The sequence below is a fragment of the Pseudomonadota bacterium genome, assembly GCA_026390555.1.
Classification (GTDB): domain Bacteria; phylum Bdellovibrionota_C; class UBA2361; order UBA2361; family OMII01; genus OMII01.
In genome coordinates, this window is the sequence record JAPLFS010000053.1 from 1 (window position 1) to 2,738 (window position 2,738).

Sequence of the window (2,738 nt, forward strand, 5' to 3'; positions counted from 1 at the left end):
ATAATTATCTGCTCGGTCGGAGCTTTGTTATGGATGTTGCGGGGCGTTAAAAGTGTTGCTGGTGGTACGGCGATCTCAAGGTTAGCGGCTTCTATTATAACGATAGTGGTTGTAGCCTACCTCTTGCTCGTAGATCCCGGCACGTATCAGATCTCTCCTACGGCGTGGCTCTCCTCTACGCAGTTCTTAGAAGCTGTGCGGCCCACGCAGCGCGAGAGGTTTTACTCGTTCGGCTCAGAGGCATACTCAGCTAGCTTTTATTTGAGAAAGCCATTTTATATGGCTGATAAATCCCTGCCCGCAGGATCGGTTGTTTTTATTGAGGCGAAGAACCTGGATAAATTTAAGCAGGAGATCGGAGTACCCTTTACCGAGCTATCTAGATACTCATCAGGGCTAGAAGATCCTCTAAAGAAGGACCTCGTAGTAGTCGAGACCGGTGCGCTCAAATAATTATGGCGACCCACAAGCCTTTTGAACTTGTGGGCCGCCATATGAGAAACGCTTATAATGCTAGCGTGTGTCTGACTACCAGCTTGACTTGGTAACACCAGGAAGAAGACCTTGGTGAGCCATTGCGCGGAACACGATACGCGATACCATGAACTTGCTGTATACGCCACGTGAGCGACCAGAAATTTGGCAACGGTTGCGGACTCGCTCCTTAGCTCCGTTACGAGGGAGCGATTGCAGCTTCATGCGAGCATTATAACGGTCCTCATCAGATATCTTCATATCGATAGCCTTTGCACGCAGCTCATTTCTAAGAGCGAACTGCTTAGCTGCCATCTTTTTGCGCTTTTCGTTACGAAGGACCGAACTTTTCTTTGCCATACTTTACCAAAACTACAGTGAACTAGAATTACTATCTAAAGCTTCAGGTGCACAGGGTGTTACCTTAGAAGCCGGTGAATGATATCATAACTTTAGCTCATGTCTAGGCTATGAAGGGAAATAGCAAAGCATGTAACTGCCTGAATTTACAGGATGCTGTCGCGTGCGGCGCGTTCGCGTATAAAGAATAGTTGTACGGTCGCCATAAACATAAGCGCGGCGCTGAACCACATCAGACTTTGTAGGGGTAGGAAATCAAGTAGCGTAAAGGCAGTAACGGGGGCGAGTAATCCGCGCAGCCCGGTAAAAAACGTATGTACCGCCATATAGTCTGGCACCTTACCGGGCGGGGCAAATTTTGTCACCCAGAGGCTCCATGCCACATCTCCTCCGGCGGTGCTGAATCCAAAGATAGCGGCTGAGATTGCAAGGGAGATGATGCTACTACTTGAAAAAAATGAGAGTACGCTCAAAAGAAATGAGAGATTGATAGCCATGCGCAGCGAAAAGAAGTTCATCTTATCGAATAGGTGTCCCCATAACGAGCTTGCAAACAACCTAGCAATATTTGGAATGGTTGAGATCAGAAGTGCGATAGTGACCTCGGTCAGGTTGAGCCCGTAACGACGATTAGCAAGATACTCAACTCGTAGTGGAATCATCATGAGATTTCCAAAGCCGAGAAACATCCAGGCGATTAGGGTGTTTCTTAGGATTCGATCGACCTTGATGTGAGAGAAGCACTCAAGGAGCGGAGTTGGTTGCAGAGGGGCCCCACATCTGGGGACCCTCCACACCAGGAGCGCACCAACTCCGAGCGCGGCGGCGTAGATAGCGATAAGAATTTGGTAGTACTGAAGTCTGCCTGATAGCGCCCATCCCGCAAGAGTTCCAAAGATGATACTGGTGGCTATCTTGATAGCGTTATTTTGCGAGTAGATCTTTCCGCGCTGTGCCGCCGGATAGTTGTTATTCATTATGCTTGTAAGCAGGGGTGCGCCGGCAGCATTGAGCAGAGAACCGAAGCCGGTTAATGCTATAAAGGCCTGTTTCGCAGGAATAATAACAGCCAAGAGGTATGAGGTAGAGGCGAGTGCCAAAAGGATTGCGAACGATTGCTGAACAGAGCACCCTAGTCGACGTGTAATAAAGAGCGAAAGGGGGGCAAAGAGAAGCCCACTCTGATAGGCCGCAGCAAGTATGGATTTATCCTCATTAGTCCCGTCGAACCACCTTACTAGGATAAGAAGAAGGAAGGTTGAAGGCGCACTTTCGAATATACCGGTAGCGACCGCGCGTATGCGCTCCAGCCGTACGGTCGTGGCGGTCTCTATAGCGGTAGGGGCATCTAGGGAGGATAAAGGCACACACTATATTTGCTTGGTTTCCCTAGTATCGCAACACGTCACGCATCTCTTGCTCTATGTTATGGTAGTTTTGTATACCTGCACTGCATGATCGAATCCGATGTGGCCAGCACAAAATTAATCCGGCAACTTAAAAGCTATCACGGTTGTGATACGCAGGACGGCGCTACGGCCCGTCAAATTTGTGAGCTGGTAGAGGCGAATCCACGCTGCGCAGAGCGCGATTGTTTTCCGGCCCATTTAACCGGCTCGGCCTGGGTAGTGAGTCGCTGCGGAAGTAAGGTTATTTTGCTGCACCACAGAAAACTCGACCGCTGGCTTCAGCCGGGGGGTCATGCTGATGGAGAGTTAGATCTACAGCAGGTTGCATTGCGTGAGGCGCGTGAAGAGAGTGGCCTCTCTACGATTGTACCCATCGATGACGCAATCTTCGATCTCGATATCCACAAGATTCCAGCTCTGCGTGAGCACCCTGAGCACCTTCATTTTGATCTTAGGTTTCTCTGTGTAGGGGATGATGATGAATCAATAGTAGTA

General features: G+C 49.4%; 4 protein-coding genes. 2 read left to right on the forward strand and 2 right to left on the reverse strand.

From position 1 onward, the window contains the following. On the forward strand, positions 1–453 hold a 453-nt coding region (locus NTV65_07050), incomplete at its 5' end, for a hypothetical protein (protein ID MCX6114954.1). 75 nt (positions 454–528) lie between these two features. On the opposite strand, the gene rpsN is transcribed toward NTV65_07050, so the two are convergent. Then, positions 529–834 carry a 30S ribosomal protein S14 gene (gene rpsN / locus NTV65_07055; GenBank protein ID MCX6114955.1) on the reverse strand — a complete coding sequence of 102 codons (306 nt, stop codon included), beginning with the start codon at positions 832–834 and terminating at the stop codon, positions 529–531. A 146-nt stretch (positions 835–980) separates the two neighbouring features. After that, positions 981–2,201 carry an MFS transporter gene (locus tag NTV65_07060; GenBank protein MCX6114956.1) on the reverse strand — a complete coding sequence of 407 codons (1,221 nt, stop codon included), beginning with the start codon at positions 2,199–2,201 and terminating at the stop codon, positions 981–983. A gap of 87 nt (positions 2,202–2,288) precedes the next feature. On the opposite strand from NTV65_07060, the gene NTV65_07065 reads away from it, so the two are divergent. Beyond that, positions 2,289–2,738: NUDIX hydrolase (locus NTV65_07065; protein ID MCX6114957.1), on the forward strand; the 450-nt coding region annotated here is incomplete at its 3' end.

Coding starts and splice junctions, on each gene's coding strand:
- rpsN (MCX6114955.1), bottom strand. CDS start 834: ATGGCAAAGAAAAGTTCGGTCCTTCGTAACGAAAAGCGCAAAAAGATG.